Annotated in this window: 12 protein-coding genes and 5 tRNA genes; 11 read left to right on the top strand and 6 right to left on the bottom strand. The window is 73.3% G+C overall.

Annotated features, from left to right (window positions below):
- The first annotated feature begins 212 nt into the window (after positions 1-212).
- The 5 genes from ACZ4N4_RS33070 to ACZ4N4_RS33090 all read left to right on the top strand — a co-directional run bounded on the left by ACZ4N4_RS33070 (position 213) and on the right by ACZ4N4_RS33090 (position 9,069).
- A complete protein-coding gene (locus ACZ4N4_RS33070; protein ID WP_453575524.1) occupies positions 213-842 on the top strand; it encodes a GNAT family N-acetyltransferase in 630 nt (209 codons plus the stop codon).
- Between the two features lie 113 nt (positions 843-955).
- Entirely contained in the window at positions 956-2,188 is a 1,233-nt protein-coding gene (cbiE, locus tag ACZ4N4_RS33075) for a precorrin-6y C5,15-methyltransferase (decarboxylating) subunit CbiE (protein WP_453575525.1), read from the top strand.
- Positions 2,189-2,579: 391 nt separating this feature from the next.
- On the top strand, positions 2,580-6,350 hold the full coding sequence (cobT, locus tag ACZ4N4_RS33080) for a nicotinate-nucleotide--dimethylbenzimidazole phosphoribosyltransferase (RefSeq protein WP_467595698.1): 3,771 nt from the start codon (positions 2,580-2,582) through the stop codon (positions 6,348-6,350).
- Positions 6,351-6,914: 564 nt separating this feature from the next.
- Positions 6,915-8,186 carry a uroporphyrinogen-III C-methyltransferase gene (gene cobA / locus ACZ4N4_RS33085; protein WP_453575529.1) on the top strand — a complete coding sequence of 424 codons (1,272 nt, stop codon included), beginning with the start codon at positions 6,915-6,917 and terminating at the stop codon, positions 8,184-8,186.
- Positions 8,187-8,250: 64 nt separating this feature from the next.
- Complete coding sequence (locus ACZ4N4_RS33090; protein WP_362565237.1) at positions 8,251-9,069, top strand: TrmH family RNA methyltransferase; 819 nt, start codon at positions 8,251-8,253, stop codon at positions 9,067-9,069.
- A gap of 6 nt (positions 9,070-9,075) precedes the next feature.
- Here ACZ4N4_RS33090 and ACZ4N4_RS33095 read toward each other — a convergent pair whose 3' ends face one another.
- Entirely contained in the window at positions 9,076-10,404 is a 1,329-nt protein-coding gene (locus ACZ4N4_RS33095) for a serine/threonine-protein kinase (protein WP_467595842.1), read from the bottom strand.
- 196 nt (positions 10,405-10,600) lie between these two features.
- Here ACZ4N4_RS33095 and ACZ4N4_RS33100 point away from each other — a divergent pair, with 196 nt between their 5' ends.
- From ACZ4N4_RS33100 to ACZ4N4_RS33115, 4 genes are all read left to right on the top strand, one after another.
- Positions 10,601-10,876, top strand: a complete 276-nt coding sequence (locus ACZ4N4_RS33100) for a hypothetical protein (RefSeq protein WP_450758992.1) — start codon at positions 10,601-10,603, stop codon at positions 10,874-10,876.
- 208 nt (positions 10,877-11,084) lie between these two features.
- Entirely contained in the window at positions 11,085-11,261 is a 177-nt protein-coding gene (locus ACZ4N4_RS33105) for a hypothetical protein (RefSeq protein WP_046726640.1), read from the top strand.
- A 435-nt stretch (positions 11,262-11,696) separates the two neighbouring features.
- On the top strand, positions 11,697-12,620 hold the full coding sequence (locus ACZ4N4_RS33110) for a phosphotransferase family protein (RefSeq protein ID WP_467595703.1): 924 nt from the start codon (positions 11,697-11,699) through the stop codon (positions 12,618-12,620).
- A gap of 143 nt (positions 12,621-12,763) precedes the next feature.
- Positions 12,764-13,066, top strand: coding sequence for a TFIIB-type zinc ribbon-containing protein (locus ACZ4N4_RS33115; protein WP_467595705.1), 303 nt, complete (start codon positions 12,764-12,766; stop codon positions 13,064-13,066).
- A gap of 94 nt (positions 13,067-13,160) precedes the next feature.
- On the opposite strand, the gene ACZ4N4_RS33120 is transcribed toward ACZ4N4_RS33115, so the two are convergent.
- The 5 genes from ACZ4N4_RS33120 to ACZ4N4_RS33140 form a co-directional block, all read right to left on the bottom strand.
- Positions 13,161-13,232 (bottom strand) — tRNA-Val (locus ACZ4N4_RS33120).
- A gap of 34 nt (positions 13,233-13,266) precedes the next feature.
- A tRNA-Val gene (locus ACZ4N4_RS33125) sits at positions 13,267-13,338 on the bottom strand.
- Between the two features lie 53 nt (positions 13,339-13,391).
- Positions 13,392-13,463 (bottom strand) — tRNA-Val (locus ACZ4N4_RS33130).
- A 1-nt stretch (position 13,464) separates the two neighbouring features.
- Positions 13,465-13,538 (bottom strand) — tRNA-Cys (locus ACZ4N4_RS33135).
- Positions 13,539-13,576: 38 nt separating this feature from the next.
- Positions 13,577-13,649 (bottom strand) — tRNA-Gly (locus ACZ4N4_RS33140).
- Between the two features lie 178 nt (positions 13,650-13,827).
- On the opposite strand from ACZ4N4_RS33140, the gene ACZ4N4_RS33145 reads away from it, so the two are divergent.
- The gene (locus tag ACZ4N4_RS33145; RefSeq protein ID WP_467595708.1) at positions 13,828-14,871 is read left to right on the top strand and encodes a chorismate-binding protein; all 1,044 of its coding nucleotides are present in this window, start codon (positions 13,828-13,830) and stop codon (positions 14,869-14,871) included.
- Positions 14,868-15,689 carry an aminotransferase class IV gene (locus tag ACZ4N4_RS33150; protein WP_453575536.1) on the top strand — a complete coding sequence of 274 codons (822 nt, stop codon included), beginning with the start codon at positions 14,868-14,870 and terminating at the stop codon, positions 15,687-15,689. The genes ACZ4N4_RS33145 and ACZ4N4_RS33150 overlap by 4 nt, the downstream gene beginning before the upstream one ends.
- The last annotated feature ends 43 nt before the right edge of the window (positions 15,690-15,732 follow it).

Genomic DNA, 15,732 nt, shown 5'->3' on the forward strand with positions numbered 1-15,732 from the left:
ATCGTCCTCCGGCTCGGCCTTCTGATCGTCCTTCCGATCGGCTTCAGGACGGCTGGTACACGTCTTTCCGACGGCACGTATACGGCGTATCGCCACGCACGGGGTCCACTCGCTCACCGCGGGTGGGCCCCGTCGTGCCGTTCAGTGGTTTCATGCTGCATGCTGGGCAGTTCGCACGCCCTGAAGGATTTCCGAAGGTTACGGAGTGGCGCATGACTAGCACCTTCCCCAACATCTCCATCAGCACGGAGCGGTTGGTGCTGCGTCCCCTCGATGAGGACGACGTGCCCGCCCTGGCCGAGATGATGAACGACGAGCAGGTCGCGGCCTGGACCGACGTGCCCCAGCCGTTCACCGAGGACGCGGCCCGGAACTGGATCACCGAGTACGCCCCCGCCGAACGCACCGACGGCCGGGGCCTGGACCTCGCGGTCACCGAGTTCCTCACCCAGCGCCTGGTCGGCGTCATCCAGCTCACCAAGACCAACTGGCACATCCGGTCGACCGAGTTGTCGTACATCATCGCCCCCTGGGCCCGCGGCGAGGGCTACGCCTCCGAGGCCGCGCTCGCCACCGCCCACTGGCTCCTGGGCGACCAGAAACTCGAACGCATCGAGATCCGCACCGCCGCCGACAACACCGCCTCCCAGCAGGTGGCCCAGAAGATCGGCGGTATCAGCGAGGGCGTGCTGCGCAACGCCTGCATAGTCCACGTCCGCACCGAGGACGGCACCTGGGCGGACGTGCGCACCGACTTCATCGTGTGGAGCCTGCTCCCGGAGGACCTGGAAGGCGCCGGCGAGGAACTCGCCGAGAGTGGCGGCTTCACCTCCTGGAACTGACGCCGACGGGACTCGCCCCGTCGCGCGCCGGACAACTCCACCAGGTACTCTCACTGAGCCCGTCCACGGGCCCGGACCCTGACGACCTGCGAAAACCCTGGAGACTGACGACGATGGCCGACCGGGTCACGGTGATCGGCTGGGACGGCTCGCCGCTGACGGCCGCGGGACGAGGCGCGCTCGGCGCCGCCACGCTCGTCGCGGGCGCGGCCCACCATCTGGACCTCCCCGAGGTGCCACCGACCGCCGAGCGCATCCGCCTCGGCAGCGTCGCCCTCGCCGCCCGCCGCATCGCCGGCCACCGCGGCACCGCGGTGGTGCTCGCCGACGGCGACCCCGGCTTCTTCGGTGTCGTACGGACCCTGCGCGCGCCCGAGTTCGGCCTGGAGGTCGAGGTCGTCCCCGCCGTCTCCCCGGTGGCCGCCGCCTTCGCCCGCGCCGGCATGCCCTGGGACGACGCGCAGGTGGTCGTCGCACACCCGCGCACCCTGCGACGCGCGGTGAATGTGTGCCGAGCCCATACCAAGGTCGCCGTCCTCACCTCACCCGGCGCCGGCCCCGCCGAACTCGGCCTGCTGATGGAGGGCGTCCACCGCACCTTCGTCATCTGCGAGGAACTCGGCACCGACCGCGAGCAGGTCAGCGTCGTCACCTCCGACAAGGCCGCCGACCACACCTGGCGCGACCCCAACGTCGTCATCGTCATCGGCGGGCCTTCCGCACCGGTGCCGGCGGGCGAGGGCGGCGGCTGGATCGCCGGCCGGGACCCGTCGGCCGGCCCGCGTGGCTGGGTGCAGCCCGACGCGGAGTACGGCGAGGGAGTCGCGCTCGGCGAAGGGGAAACGGATCTGCTGAGGTCCGCCCAACTCGCCCGGCTGGGCCCGCGGGTGGGCGACCTCGTCTGGGACATCGGCTGCGGCAGCGGCGCGTTCGCCACCGAGGCGGCCCGCGCCGGGGCCGCCGTCATCGCCGTCGACCGGGACCTCGCGGCCTGCGTCCGCAGCGACGCGGCCGCCCGCAAGTTCGGGGTCCAGCTCCAGATCGTGCACGGCGGCGCGCCCCATGTGCTGGAGAACCTGCCCGAGCCCGACGTCGTCCGGGTCGGCGGTGGGGGAGCGGCCGTGGTCAACGCGGTCGCCGACCGCCGCCCGCAGCGCATCGTCACTCACGCCGCCACCCGAGACGCAGCCGAACTCGTCGGACGCGACCTGACCGAGCACGGATATCAGGTCGAATGCGCCCTGCTGCAGTCCGTCGAACTCGACACCAGGGCCTGGACGGAGACCGAGCGGAACGTCGCTTTCCTGCTCAGCGGGACATTGCCGGGGCGCGAAGCGCCTCGTTGAGGGGTGGTGGCCGGGCGACGGGCGGGTCTGCCCGAGCGCGCCCCGTGATCCTGTTGTCATACTGCGCGCGGTAGGCTGGCCGATCGCTGCACCGCACCGGTGGCCCGGAAATTCGTTCGTCAATATCCGGAAAACGCGCCCCTTTTGGGGCGGGTGTGGTACGGCAGAACCGGGAACGCGCAACGTGGCGCAGTCCACAGCGGGCTGTCGCGGATCACGCTGTCGCGACGGTCGAACGGCCGGGACAATGCCACTGAATGGCTTTGTCGCCTTTTCCGGCGGGTCGTTCGTGCCGCTGGGCACGCACGCTCGTTCTCACTGTGGGGCGGTCGGTGCGCCGCCCCGAGTGAGCTGGTCGTAGAAGGCACTAACCGATGGGCGAGGGGTACGCATGACGGACACCGGCCAGGTCCCGGGCGAGGGACTGCCGGAGAGCGCAGGCATGGTGGAACAGCCGGGCGTTCCCGCGCACGGCGCGTACACCTACCTCTCCGAGTCGCCCGCCGAGGACGAAGACCTGCTGCTCCCGGGCGCCCAGGGCGCCTGGGGCAACGAAGTGCCGCCGCCGGCCCCGGAACCGGTCGTCGAGGCCGTCCACGAGCCCGGCCCGCACGAGACGGACGGCCGGGACAGCGGCTCGGTCGACCTCAGCGCCGTCCGGCTGCCCAGCTCGGTACCGGCGTCCCCGATCCTCTCCGTGCCCCACGACCCGACGGCCGCCCCGGCCCCACGCCGACCGCTGCACCTCGGTCCGCCGATCCCCGACACCTCCGCGAGCCCGGTCCGTTCCCTCGCCGACCGGGGCCCTGCCGACACGCCGGCGTCCCGGCAGCCGGGCCTGCCGACGGCCGGACCCGAGTACCTCGACGCCCAGCCGCCGCGCGAGGCCGCGCCGCAGTCCGCCGAGCCCTGGGGTGCGTCGCAGGCGGTCCCGCAGGCAGCGCCGGTGGCACAGGTGGCCGCACAGGCCCCGGCTGCGGAAACGGTTGTTCCGGCACCGGAGACGGTTGCTTCCGTGGCCTCCGCCACCGTTGCGGCTCCCACGGCCTTCGCGCCGGGGTCCGCGCTGACGGACGTCGCGGGTGTCGCGGCCGAGCAGCAGGCGCCGGCGAGTCTCGGGGTGTGGCCCGAGACCGCGTACGGCCCGGAAGGCGCGGCCCAGCCGGCCGACGGGGGCGTTCCGGTGCCCGTGGCCGAGCCGGTGACGCCGCAGGTCGCCGAGGCTCCGGGCGGAGCTCAGGGGACCGTGACGGGTGCGATGCCGGAGGCCGCGCCGGTGGTCGCGGAGGTTCCGCAGACGGTACAGGTTCCGCAGGCGGCGCAGGCCCCGGAGGTTTCGGAGGAGCAGAACACCGCGCCCGCGTCCGGTGCCGGGTCGGCTGCTGACGCGATGGCCGAGCCCGCGCCCGAGGCCGTGTCCGTGGCGGAGGTTGCGGGTCCGGTCATGGCGACGGCGGTTCCGGAGCCGGCTGCCCAGGCCGTGACGGCCGAGCCGGTGCACCCCGAGCCGGTTCACCCCGTGTCCCCGGTCGCGCCGGAGGCACAGGTCGCGGAACCTGTCATGCCCGAGCAGGTCGTGGAGCCCGTGGTGCCCGCGCAGGTCGTCGAGACCGCCGCGCCCGAGCAGCTCGTGGCGACCGCCGTGCCCGAGTCCGTTCCGGCGTCGGAGGCGGTCGGCCCCGAGTCCGTCCGCACCCCGGAAGCCGTCCTGGCCGAGGCCGGTCAGCCGGTTGCCGCCGTGCCGCCCGCGCCGGTGCAGCCCGAGGAGGCCGTCGCCGAGGCGCCGGCCCCGGTCGCCCCCGCGGCCGTCGCCGAGGCCCCGGAGCCGCTCGCCCCCGCCGCACCGGAGCCGCTCACTCCCACCACCCCGGAGCCGCTCGCTATCGCCACCCCGGAGGCCGAGCACCTCGCGCCGTCCGCGCCGGACGCCGTGGCGCCGCAGGTCCCGGCCGAGTTCCCAGCGGCAGCCGTCGTACCGCCGATGGAGACCGCCACCGCCCTCGAGGTCCCGGAGATTCCTGAGCCGCTGCCGGTCCAGCCCCTCGCCGGCCCCCAGACCCAGGGCACCCCGCCCACCCCCGCGGCTCAGCCGGAGGAGACCCCGGCGGTCCAGGAGTCCCTGGCCCCGGCCGTTCCGACGGAGCCCGCGTCGGCCCAGCCCCTGGGCGAGTTCGTCGCCGTCGACGGCCAGGTGCCGACCACCCCGCACCTCGCCCCGACTCCGCCGCACCCGCTGGTCCTCCCCGCCCAGGACCAGGGCGAGAACACGCCGGAGCAGGTCGCCACCGTCCCCGCGCCCCGCGAGGCCGAGCCCGGCCCCGTGGCGGAGCACCACCCCGACGTCGTACAGCACGCGGAGGACCTGGAGACCAGGGCCGCCGACCAGGAAGAGAGCACGGCCCCCGTGGCAGAAGCACGTCAGTCCACCGGCCCGGCCGCGCCCGCCTACGACGACGCCGAGCGCGAGGCCGTTCTCAAGGTCATGCGCGAACGCCGTGACATCCGCAACGGCTTCCGCAGCGACCCCATCCCGCACGAGGTGCTGCTGCGCGTCCTGGAGGCCGCCCACACCGCGCCCTCCGTCGGCCATTCCCAGCCCTGGGACTTCGTCGTCATCCGGTCCGCCGACACCCGGCGCAGCATGCACGAACTGGCCATGCGCCAGCGCGACGCCTACGCCAAGTCCCTCCCCAAGGGCCGCGCGAAGCAGTTCAAGGAACTGAAGATCGAGGCCATCCTCGACACCCCGGTCAACATCGTCGTCACCGCCGACCCGACCCGCGGCGGCCGCCACACCCTCGGCCGGCACACCCAGCCGCAGATGGCGCCGTACTCCGCGGCCCTCGCCGTCGAGAACCTCTGGCTCGCCGCCCGTGCCGAGGGCCTCGGCGTCGGCTGGGTCAGCTTCTTCGACGAGCGAGAGATGGTCCGCGCGCTCGGCCTGCCCGAGCACCTGGAGGTCATCGCCTACCTCTGCGTCGGATACGTCGACGAGTTCCCGGACGAGCCCGAGCTGATGCAGGCCGGCTGGTCCAAGCGGCGCCCGCTGTCCTGGGTGGTGCACGAGGAGACCTACGGCCGCCGCGCCCTGCCCGGCGAGGACCCGCACGACCTGCTCGCCGAGACCGTCGCCGGGATCCGCCCGCTGGACGCCAAGGCGCTCGGCGAGGCCTGGGAGCGGCAGAAGCGGATGACCAAGCCGGCCGGCGCGCTCGGCATGCTGGAGATCATCTCCGCCCAGCTGTCCGGCCTGTCCCGGCAGTGCCCGCCGCCGATCCCGGAGCCCGCGGCCGTCGCGATCTTCGCCGGCGACCACGGGGTGCACGCCCAGGGCGTCACCCCCTGGCCGCAGGAGGTCACCGCTCAGATGGTGGCCAACTTCCTCGGCGGGGGAGCGGTCTGCAACGCGTTCGCGTCCCAGGTGGGCGCCGAGGTGTGCGTGGTGGACGTCGGCGTCGCCTCCGAACTCCCGGCGACGCCCGGCCTGCTGCCCCGCAAGGTCCGCGCGGGCACGTCCGACATGACGACTGGCCCGGCCATGACCCGCGAGGAGGCCAAGCAGGCCATCGAGGTGGGCATCGAGACCGCCCGCGATCTGGTGGCGGCCGGCAACAAGGCCCTGCTCACCGGTGAGATGGGGATCGCCAACACCACGGCGTCCGCCGCGCTCATCTCCGTCTACACCGGGGCCGACCCCGCCGAGGTCACCGGCCGCGGCACCGGCATCAACGACGAGACCCTCGCCCGCAAGACCGAGGTCGTCCGCCGTGCCCTGGACCTCCACCAGCCGGACCCGGCCGACCCCATCGGCGTCCTCGCGGCGATCGGCGGCTTCGAACACGCGGCGATGGTGGGCCTGTTGCTCGGCGGCGCGTCCCTGCGCACCCCGGTGATCCTGGACGGCGTCAGCGCGGGCGCCGCGGCCCTGGTGGCCCGCGCGATCGCGCCCGAGGTCCTGGCCGCGTGCATCGCGGGCCACCGCAGCGCGGAGCCCGGCCATGTCGCCGCCCTCAACAAGCTGGGCCTGCGCCCCCTGGTCGACCTCGACCTCCGCCTGGGCGAGGGCACGGGCGCCCTGCTGGCCCTCCCACTGGTCCAGAGCACGGCACGGGCGATGCACGAGGTGGCCACGTTCGACTCGGCGGGCGTGACCGAGAAGTAGCGGGACCGTCCTGCGCCGACGGAAAGCGAACGGCGGCCCGTGCGGCGCCGCACGGACAGCGAGCCGCCCCTGCCCGGGCGTCCGACCGGAGCCCACGCGGTCGGGCCGCCGCGGCCCGGACGGCCCGTCCTGCGGGGGCACCAGCCGGGTCGTGGTCCGGGTGGTTGGTCGTGCGAGGCGTCGGCCGGATCGTGGCCCGGACGGCCCGTCCTACGGGGGCACCAATCGGGTCGTGGTCCGGGTGGTTGGTCTCGCGAGGCGACGGCCGCTTGGTGGCCGGGGCGCTTCGTCCTGCGCGGGCGTTGACCGCCCGGTGGCCTGGGCGGTGCGTCGCGCGGGGGCGCGAACCGGATCGTGGCCCGGGCGGTTCGTCGCGCGGGGCGCGAACCGCTTCGTGGTCCGTGGGCAGGCGTTCCGCAGGGCGGAACGGGTGGGCACGGACCACGCACCCGCACCCGGCCACCCTGCCCAGCCCCCGGACACCTGACTCGCCGCAACTCAGCGCCCCGTAAAATCTGCACGTCAGGGCATCGAACCGCCGCCACACCTGGGAGTCGCACCCTCATGGCCGAACACCCCGCCTACCCCGTAGGCCTCCGCCTCACCGGCCGCAAGGTGGTCGTCCTCGGCGCCGGTCAGGTCGCCCAGCGCCGCCTCCCCGCGCTCATAGCGGCCGGCGCCGACATCACCGTCGTATCCCCAGAGGCCACCCCCTCCGTCGAGGCCATGGCGGACGCCGGCGAGATCACCTGGGTACAGCGCCCCTACCAGGACGGCGACCTCACCGACGCCTGGTACGCCCTCATCGCCACCAGCGACCCCGACGCCAACACCGCCGCCTCCGCCGAAGCGGAACGGCACCGCGTCTGGTGCGTCCGTTCCGACGACGCCGACCGGGCCACCGCCTGGACCCCGGCCACCGGCCACAGCGAGGGCGTCACCGTCGCCGTGCTCACCACCGACGCCCGGGGCCGCGACCCCCGTCACACCGCCGCCATCCGGGACGCGGTCGTGGAGGGCCTGCGCGACGGCACCCTCGTCGCCCCGCACCACCGGACCCGTCACGCGGGCGTCGCCCTGGTCGGCGGCGGCCCGGGCGACCCCGACCTGATCACGGTGCGCGGCCGCCGCCTGCTCGCCGAGGCCGACGTGGTGATCGCCGACCGCCTCGGCCCCCGCGACCTGCTCGCCGAACTCCCGCCGCACGTCGAGGTGATCGACGCCGCGAAGATCCCGTACGGCCGCTACATGGCCCAGGAGGCCATCAACAACGCCCTGATCGAGCACGCCAAGCAGGGCAGGTCGGTGGTGCGACTCAAGGGCGGCGACCCCTATGTCTTCGGACGGGGCATGGAGGAGGTCCAGGCGCTCGCCGAGGCCGGGATCCCCTGCACGGTCGTGCCCGGCATCTCCAGCTCGATCTCGGTGCCTAGCGCGGCCGGCATCCCGGTCACGCACCGGGGCGTCGCACATGAGTTCACCGTGGTCAGCGGCCATGTCGCGCCGGACGACGAGCGCTCGCTCGCCGACTGGCCGTCCCTCGCGAAGCTCACCGGGACCCTGGTGATCCTGATGGGCGTCGACAAGATCGGGCAGATCGCCCAGACCCTGGTGGCCCACGGCAAGTCCCCGGACACCCCGGTCGCCCTGGTCCAGGAGGGCACGACGGCCGCCCAGCGCCGGGTCGACGCCACCCTCGCCACGGTGGCGGAGGTGGTCCGCGCGGAGGACGTGAAGCCCCCGGCGGTCATCGTCGTCGGCGAGGTCGTGAACGTCGGCCCCCACCCGTCCGCCGGAGAGCCACCCCACCCGTCCGCCGGAGAGGCATCGGCGTAACCCCGGGTAACACAACCCGTTCCAGCCCGTTGGCACCACACCCAGGACAAGGCAGTATCACCCTGTGGCCGATCTCATCACCGTCGAGGATCCCGACGACCCGCGCCTGCGTGACTACACGGGCCTGACCGACGTCGAGTTGCGCCGCAAGCGCGAACCGGCCGAAGGCCTGTTCATCGCCGAGGGCGAGAAGGTCATCCGCAGGGCGAAGGACGCGGGCTACGAGATGCGTTCGATGCTGCTGTCCGCGAAGTGGGTCGACGTCATGCGCGATGTCATCGACGAACTCCCGGCCCCCGTCTACGCGGTCAGCCCGGAGCTCGCCGAGAGGGTCACCGGCTACCACGTACACCGCGGCGCGCTCGCCTCCATGCAGCGAAAGCCGCTGCCGACGGCCACCGAACTGCTGCGTACCACGCGCCGGGTGGTGGTCATGGAGTCGGTCAACGACCACACCAACATCGGCGCGATCTTCCGCTCGGCGGCAGCCCTCGGCATGGACGCGGTGCTGTTGTCCCCCGACTGCGCCGACCCCCTCTACCGCCGCAGCGTGAAGGTCTCGATGGGCGCGGTCTTCTCCGTGCCCTACGCCCGTCTCGACACCTGGCCCAAGGGGCTCGACTCGGTCCGCGAGGCCGGGTTCACGCTGCTCGCCCTCACTCCGGACGAGAAGGCCCGCAGCCTCGACGAGGCCGCGCCGCACCGGATGGACAGGGTGGCCCTGATGCTGGGCGCGGAGGGCGACGGCCTCTCCACGCAGGCGCTGGTCGCCGCCGACGAATGGGTCCGCATCCCGATGTCCCACGGCGTCGACTCCCTCAACGTCGGCGCGGCTGCCGCGGTCGCCTTCTACGCGGTGACCACCGGCCGCCCGCAGGCATAGGAGCTGTCACTCCCTGAGGGCGGCCGACTTCGCGGGTACGCCCCCACCGGGCACGCCCATTCCGTGCGCCGGGCCGGAGCAGCCCTGGGCCAGCGCGATCCCCAGCGCCACCAGCAGGGTCACCACCACGAACACGAAGAGCCGCTGGCGCAGCAGCCGCGGGTTGGCCGGACGCCGTCCGGTGCCCGTGGTGCGCGGCGCCGGTCGCCCGGTACCGCTCCGCGGCCCGGGCCGGTTCCCGTTGGTGCTCCCCGGCCGGGTGCCGTTGCCATGGCCGCGCGGAGCCGGCATGGGGCGCGCGCCACCCGGCCGGGACGGCACCCCGCCGTTCGCCCGTGGGCCGCTGCCGCCGCGCGAGGGCGCGTTGCCCCGCACCGGCGTGCCCGGGGAGGACTGCGGCGGCCGCCGCTGGGCGCGCTGCGGCTCCGGGTAGGTCTCGGCGAGCCGTCCGGTGGGCCGGTCCGCCTCCGCGGCTCGCGGCGCCGGCGGCCGTACGTCCGGCAGCCCCTGCGCCTCGCGCGCGGCGATCTCCTTCAGCCGGAGCGACAGCTGCAGCGTGCTCGGCCGGTCCTCCGGGTCCTTCGCCAGGCAGGCCCGCACCAGCGGGGCGAGCGCGTCCGGCACCCCGTACAGCTGCGGCTCCTCGTGGACCACGCGGTAGAGCATCACCTCGGAACTGCCGTGCCCGAAGGGCGAGTCGCCGGTCGACGCGTAGGCCAGGGTCGCGCCGAGCGAGAACACGTCGGTGGCCGGGGTGACGGCCGCACCGCGCACCTGCTCGGGCGCGAGGAACCCGGGGGAGCCCACCGCCGTACCGACGTGGGTGAGGGTGGAGGCCCCGGTGGCCCAGGCGATGCCGAAGTCGATGATCCGCGGCCCCTTCGGGGACAGCAGGATGTTGGACGGCTTGAGATCCCGGTGGACGACGCCGGCCTCGTGCACGGCGACCAGGCCCTCGGAGAGCGCCGCCCCGACCGCCGCCGCGTCCGCCGCGCCCAGCGGGCCGTCGTCGGCGACCTTGTCGTGCAGCGAGGGACCGGGCACGTACTGGGTGGCGAACCACGGCCGCTCGGCCTCCAGGTCCGCGGCGACCAGCCGTGCCGTGCAGCCGCCCCGGATCCTGCGGGCCGCCGAGACCTCACGGGCGAAACGCGACCGGAACTCCTGGTCCTCCGCCAGATCCGGCCGGATCACCTTCAGCGCGACCCGCTGCCCCTTCTTGTCGGAGCCCAGGTAGACCACGCCCATCCCGCCGGCGCCGAGCCTTCTGTGAAGCCTGAACGAGCCGACGACGCGCGGGTCCTCGCGCCTCAGGCGCATCATCGCCATGTTCATCCCCGCTGCCCGGTCCGTGTGACGTGGCACAGCTTACGTTTCCACGGCCGCCCGCGCGCAGAGGCCGCGCCCTCTCGGCCCGACGGATTGTCAGTGCCGGGTGCGAGACTTGAGGAGTGGTCAGGAAGGCGCCGGTATCGGCTCCTTTGAGCATCCGCCTGCGCCAACAAGCCGTCACAGAAGGGGGATTGAAGCTGTGAAGGGTGACCGAGTGGAGATAGTCGTCGACGCCGGCGACACGACCCGTACGTACGAGGTGGTGGCCAGCAGGGCGGGCCGCCGGGTGGAGACGGCGGTGCGACGAGGGGTGGTGGAAGTGAGCGAAGTCACGCGAAACGGCAGTGTTGTCCGTACGGCCCGTTTCATGGCGACCCGGGTCCTGGCCCTCGTCGAGCAGCCGGTGCCCCGCGAGGACAGCTCGGAAAAACCGGGAAGGACCGGGCACCCCCTCCGGGAAGACCCGGAGGCCTAGGACGAGGTGTAGGACCCCGTCTCCACCCAGGGGAGTAGGCCGCAGGTCACAGCTCATCCTCTCGGAGGCCCGTGATTCGGTACGAGGGCATGACGTCCCCGAGGTGGCCCGCGCCTAGATTTGAGGTCAAGCGGCGGGTGCAGCACTCGTCCCCCGAGGTCAGACACCCGCCGCTGCCAACGACAACTGAACGGTCAGGAGAGGGACCATGGCTCTTACGGCACAGCGGACACACACCACCCGCCCCCGCCGGCAGGGCCGCCGCCACCCCCTGGTGGCGACGTTGATGGCCCTTCCCCTGGCGGCCCTGCTCCTGCTCGTCTTCGACGGCTGGGAGACGGTGGCCACACAGGCGTCGTCCGTGGGAGTGATGCTGGGGCGCTGAGCGGCGACCCCAGGCCCGGAAGAGCGGTTCGGGCGGGGACATCCACCTATGAAACCCCGTGGGGACGGGGGTGCGGCGGACGGCAAAAATGCCGGCGCAGCTGGGGAGCTGCGCCGGCATTGCTTTTTTGCGGTGCGCACGACGACTGATGTGCACCTGCGGGCCGGTGGGGGCCGGTCGCGCCCCGCGGCGGAGCCGCAGACCGGTACAGCCCCGCGCCCCTTACGGGGCCACCCAGTCGCGGGCAATCGTGCGTCCCCCCAGTGCCTTGAGGGCCTGGGAGGTGCCCCCAGGCGGCACGGGTGGGCGCAGCGGCACCCGTATGCGCGGGCGAGCGGCACCCCCGTACCCCAGCCTCCACCCCGCCCGACCGTGAACCCCGCCCCAGTGCACCCACGTACGCTCGGCGCAGCATCCGCACACCCCGGGGGACCCTTGACCACCGCAGACGTGATACCGCAGCTGACCGCCGAGGTCAGAGCCGCCGCCCACCCGGGCGCGACGACCTGCCACTGCGGCGCCACCACCACCCTCGCCCACCGCCCCGACACCACGGTCCTCCGGCACGCGGAAACCGTCGCCAAGGCCCACGCCCCCGGCACCGACCCCACCGCCCTGGCCCGCCGCCTGGCCACCGCCGCCCATATCCCCGACGTCTTCCTCGCCCCGCTCACGCCCATCCCGGCGACCGTGCTCGGCACCCGCCCGGTCACCCTCTGGCCGTACGGCCGCCCCGTGGACCCCGACGCCCCGGACGCCGCCCCCTGGGAAGCCGCCGCCACCCTCCTCGCCCGTCTCCACCGCACTCCACCTCTCCCCGGCACGCCTCCGATGCGCGGCCCCGCCAAGGCGGCCCAGGCGACAGCCCGCCTCCGCGAGGCACTGGCCGCCGCTCCGGGCCACCCCGCCGCCCCGCCGGTCCTCCGCGCCTGGTCCGCGCTGCCCGCCTGGGCCCGCGCGGAGGCCCCGCAGCCCGGCACCCGTACCCTCTGCCACGGCGATCTGCACCTCGGCCAGTTAGTCCGGCACCCGGCGCCGGACGGCCCGTGGCGGCTCATCGACGTCGACGACCTGGGCGTCGGCGTGCCGGCCTGGGACCTTGCCCGCCCCGCCTCCTGGTACGCCTGCGGCCTCCTCCCGCCCGAGGACTGGACCCGCTTCCTGACCGCCTACCGCGCGGCCGGCGGCCCGGCCGTACCGGAGGACGGTGATCCCTGGCCGGCGCTGGACGTTCCGGCCCGCGCCCTCACCGTCCAGACCGCCGCCCGCTACCTCGCGAAGGCTCTCGCGGCGGACCGCGCCCTGGACGAGGTCGAGCAGTCCTTGATCGACGCTTGTGCCCGGATGGCCCCGGAATGACCCCCGTGTCGCTCCCGACCGACCCCGCTCCCCGCCCGGTTGGCCCTCGATTTCCCGAAGTAGGGTGCAACCGACCGGGGTCGGACGGAGTCTGTCCTGGGAGAACGCGAAGCATTTTTTACCGGCGAGGAGTTGAGCCGACCATGCAGTGTCCGAAGTGTCATGCGCCGATGCACACCTACAACCGCAACGGCGTCCAGATCGAGCAGTGCAGCGGCTGCCGGGGCATCTTCCTCGACTACGGCGAGCTGGAGGCGCTGACCCAGATGGAGGCCCAGTGGTCGAAGCCGGTCCCGCCGGCCCCGCAGGCCTACCCGGCACCGCCCGCGCCGGCCTGGGGCGCCCCGCAGCAGCACCACGGCGGCCACTACGGCGGCCATGGTGGGCACCACAGCGGTCACCACGGCCACAACAAGAGCTGGGCCCACATGCTCTTCTCCAGCTGAGCCCGGCGCGCCCGGCACCCGTGCCGGGCGCACGCGCAGCCCCTGGCACACGAAGAAGCCCCGACCGTCGCAACGGTCGGGGCTCTCTGCGGTGTGGACGATACTGGGATTGAACCAGTGACCTCTTCCGTGTCAGGGAAGCGCTCTCCCGCTGAGCTAATCGTCCTCGGGACCGGGATCCGAAGATCACGGGCACTGCGTGCGCGATACTGGGATTGAACCAGTGACCTCTTCCGTGTCAGGGAAGCGCTCTCCCGCTGAGCTAATCGCGCGGGGTCAGATCCCCGGTCCTTCGACGAGAGCGACGAAGGGGGCGAAGATCCAGTGGACGATACTGGGATTGAACCAGTGACCTCTTCCGTGTCAGGGAAGCGCTCTCCCGCTGAGCTAATCGTCCTTGGAGGTGGAGACGGGATTTGAACCCGTGTAGACGGCTTTGCAGGCCGTTGCCTCGCCTCTCGGCCACTCCACCAGGAGTGTAGGGGATCGGGAAGATCCCTACTTCCTTCGAGCGGACGACGAGGCTCGAACTCGCGACCTCAACCTTGGCAAGGTTGCGCTCTACCAACTGAGCTACGTCCGCCTGTCGTTTCGGTCCGCTCTCGCGGCCCGGCGACGTGTTGAACTCTAGCGGATTCCCGGGCCAGTACAAAAACGCGTTTGCGCAGCGTGCTGCGCCGGTCCTGGCGGACGACGTGGTCAGGGCCCCCTTGACGACATGCCCGGGCCACCCCCATGACACCCGCCATAGACTCGACGACGTGCTCCATCACCCTCCTCTGGCCCGCTTCGGCACACGGCTCGCCACCGGTCTCCTCGATGTCACCAGCGACCCCACGGCTCTCGACAGCACCGGTTTCTGGGCCGTCTGCGCGGACTTCGAGGGCCGGCTGACCTGCGCCCGGTTCGGCGACGTACGCGAGGAACCGGTGCCCGCGCCGGTGCCGGGGCGGTGGCGGGGTCCGGCCGCCGGCGACTGGACGTCGTCCCTCGACCGCGCCGCGTACACGAGGGCCGTGGAGCGGATCCGTACGCACATCGCGGCCGGCGAGGTGTACCAGGCCAACCTGTGCCGTGTCCTGTCCGCGCGCGTCGACCCGGACGCCGACGTCGACGCCCTGACCGCGCTGCTCGCCCGCGGCAACCCGGCGCCGTACGCCGGAACGATTCGGCTGCCGGAGCACGGCGTGGAGATAGCCACCGCCTCGCCCGAGCTGTTCCTGCGCCGGGCGGGGCGGAGCGTGGAGAGCGGGCCCATCAAGGGCACCGGCCGCACCGAGGCGGACCTCCTGGAGAAGGACTACGCCGAGAACGTGATGATCGTCGACCTGGTCCGCAACGACATCGGGCGGGTCTGCCTCGCCGGCACGGTGACCGTCCCCGACCTGTGCGCCGTCGAGAAGCATCCCGGGCTCGTCCATCTGGTCTCCACGGTCCGGGGCGAGCTGCCCGTGGAGGCCGGCTGGGCCGAGTTGCTCGCGGCGGCCTTCCCGCCCGGATCCGTCACCGGCGCGCCGAAGTCGAGCGCCCTGCGGATCATCGAGGACCTGGAGACCGCGCCGCGCGGGCCGTACTGCGGCGGTATCGGGTGGGTCGACGCGGACCGGGGCGTCGGCGAGCTGGCCGTGGGCATCCGGACCTTCTGGATCGACCGGGGCGCGGGCGAACTGCGGTTCGGTACCGGGGCCGGGATCACCTGGGGGTCCGACCCCGAAGGTGAATGGCGGGAGACCGAGCTCAAGGCCGCCCGGCTGCTCGCGGTAGCGTCGGGTACGTACGACCTGAACGAAGGGGAACCCCGGTGAAGATCTGGCTGGACGGCGGGCTGCAGGACGCCGAGTCCGCGCGTGTCTCCGTGTTCGACCACGGGCTGACCGTGGGAGACGGCATCTTCGAGACGGTGAAGGCGATCGAGGGGCGGCCCTTCGCGCTCACCCGGCACCTCGACCGGCTGACCCGCTCGGCCCGTGGCCTGGGCCTGCCCGACCCGGACCACGACGAGGTACGCCGGGCGTGCGAGGCGGTGCTGGCGGCCAACCCGATGCCGCTGGGCCGGCTGCGCATCACCTTCACCGGGGGCCACGGCCCGCTCGGCTCCGACCGCGGTGACCGCGGACCCACCCTCGTGGTGGCCGTCGGGGAGACCGGCCGCCGCGCCGACGCCACCGCCGTCATCACGGTCCCCTGGACCCGCAACGAACGCGGCGCGGTCACCGGCCTGAAGACCACCTCGTACGCCGAGAACGTCCTGGCCCTGGCCCGCGCCCACGAACACGGCGCCTCCGAGGCGCTGTTCGCCAACACCGTCGGACAGCTCTGCGAGGGCACCGGCTCCAATGTCTTCGTGGTCCTCGACGGCGAGATCCACACCCCGCCGGTCGCCTCCGGCTGTCTGGCCGGCATCACCCGCGCCCTGACCGTCGAGTGGGCCGGCGCCAAGGAGACCGACCTGCCCCTGGACGTCCTGGAGCGGGCCGACGAGGTCTTCCTCACCTCCACCCTGCGCGACGTCCAGGCCGTGCACCGGGTGGACGACCGAGCGCTCCCCGGCGCCCCCGGCCCGGTGACCGTCAAGGCGATGCGGATCTTCGACGAGCGGTCGGGCGAGGACCTGGATCCGTAAGAGCCCCCTTTTAATTGGGCTGACGCGGGAGTCCGCGGCGGGT

This window comes from Streptomyces sp. NPDC026538 (assembly GCF_055567535.1).

Excerpts from the sequence above, each read along its gene's own strand:
- ACZ4N4_RS33070 (WP_453575524.1), top strand. The coding sequence starts at position 213 with ATGACTAGCACCTTCCCCAACATCTCCATCAGCACGGAGCGGTTGGTG.
- cbiE (WP_453575525.1), top strand. The coding sequence starts at position 956 with ATGGCCGACCGGGTCACGGTGATCGGCTGGGACGGCTCGCCGCTGACG.
- cobT (WP_467595698.1), top strand. The coding sequence starts at position 2,580 with ATGACGGACACCGGCCAGGTCCCGGGCGAGGGACTGCCGGAGAGCGCA.
- cobA (WP_453575529.1), top strand. The coding sequence starts at position 6,915 with ATGGCCGAACACCCCGCCTACCCCGTAGGCCTCCGCCTCACCGGCCGC.
- ACZ4N4_RS33095 (WP_467595842.1), bottom strand. The coding sequence starts at position 10,404 with ATGAACATGGCGATGATGCGCCTGAGGCGCGAGGACCCGCGCGTCGTC.
- ACZ4N4_RS33105 (WP_046726640.1), top strand. The coding sequence starts at position 11,085 with ATGGCTCTTACGGCACAGCGGACACACACCACCCGCCCCCGCCGGCAG.
- ACZ4N4_RS33115 (WP_467595705.1), top strand. The coding sequence starts at position 12,764 with ATGCAGTGTCCGAAGTGTCATGCGCCGATGCACACCTACAACCGCAAC.